The organism is Klebsiella sp. X1-16S-Nf21 (genome assembly GCF_002837615.1).
Classification (GTDB): domain Bacteria; phylum Pseudomonadota; class Gammaproteobacteria; order Enterobacterales; family Enterobacteriaceae; genus Klebsiella; species Klebsiella variicola.
In genome coordinates this window covers 1-1,434 of the sequence record NZ_PJDK01000150.1, presented here as the reverse complement: position 1 = coordinate 1,434, position 1,434 = coordinate 1, and the positions used below count along the sequence as shown (strand labels likewise).

Annotated in this window: 1 protein-coding gene and 1 pseudogene; both read left to right on the top strand. The window is 54.9% G+C overall.

Annotation, left to right across the window (positions count from 1 at the left end):
- Positions 1–941: MFS transporter (locus CW267_RS29785; RefSeq protein ID WP_101148718.1), on the top strand; the 941-nt coding region annotated here is incomplete at its 5' end.
- A 76-nt stretch (positions 942–1,017) separates the two neighbouring features.
- Positions 1,018–1,434, top strand: a pseudogene (locus CW267_RS29780) (23S rRNA (guanine(1835)-N(2))-methyltransferase); the annotation flags it as partial.

Genomic DNA, 1,434 nt, shown 5'->3' with positions numbered 1-1,434 from the left:
TTAATAATATTTCCAATGACTCCCGCGAGCGAGTATCGCTGCAGTCGTGGCGGTTTGCGCTAAGTACCTTAGGCGGCCTGATTGTGTCGCTGACTGCGCTACCGTTGGTAGCCTGGCTGGGGAAAGGCAATCTGCAAAACGGGTATTTCTACACCATGATGGTGATGGGCGCCTTGAGCATCGTGCTGTTCTTTATCTGTTTTGGCCTGACTAAAGAGCGCTACTCTACAGACATTACGGCCAATAATCAGAGCAGCATCCTTGATGACCTGAAAACCCTGCTGGCGAACAAAGACTGGCGCATTTTATTTACGCTGAACGTGGTGAACCTGATCGCCGTGCTGTTCAAAGGCGGTACCACGCTCTACTACGTCAATAACATTATGGGGCGCGCGGATCTTGGCAGCTTGTTGCTGACCACCACGCTGGCTTCCGGAGTGGTGGGAGCCATGCTGTCGCCGTTCATATTTAAGAACATCGATAAAGTGAAGGGCTTCAAGCTGTCAATGGCGCTGGAGGCGGTGCTGTTAATCGCGATGTATTTCGTCCCGGCGGGCAACGTCGCCGCCATCTTCACGTTGGTGATAATCATCAATATCATTCAGCTGGCGGCAACACCGCTACAGTGGAGCATGCTCTCAGATATCATTGATGCGGAAGAAAAGCGCAGCGGCAAGAAGCTCAGCGGAATTGTCTTCTCAACCAACCTGTTTGCAATCAAATTAGGGATTGCCATCGGCGGCGCGCTGGTGGGTTATCTGCTGGCGTGGGGGGACTACGTCGGCGGCGCCGCGCAGCAATCGGCTTCAGCGCTGCAGATGATTAAATTGTTGTTCACTCTCTTCCCGGGTGTGCTGGTGGCGCTGTTGATAGTGATAATGAATCGCTACAGTCTGGATGATAAACGTCTGTCGCATATGGCGCAGGAAAGCGGGAGATAATCGACCGATCTCTATTCAACTGGGCGAAGTTTGCGTATAAACTCGCGGGTTTTAGTATTCCGGAGGCGGAGAGGCGATGAGCCAGGCAGAGTTAAACGGTGAGTTATTCACATTAGAGCGGTTCCCACCTAACGCTGAAGAAGAAGCGCTTCAGGCATGGGAAGCGGCGGATGAATATCTGCTGCAACAGGTGAATGACGTCGACGGCCTGACGCTCATCTTCAACGACGGCTTTGGCGCGCTCGCCTGCGCGCTGGCGGAGCGCAACCCGGTCAGCATCAACGACTCCTTTATTTCCGAGCTGGCGACCCGCCACAACCTGCGGATGAACGGTATCGATGAAGAGAGCGTGCGCTTTCAGGATAGCCTGAGCCCGCTACCGGCCGCGCCGGCGCTGGTGCTGATTAAGGTGCCAAAACAGCTGGCGCTGCTGGAACAGCAGCTGCGCGCCCTGCGCGAAGTAGTCACGCCGGAAACCCGCATCATCGCCGCG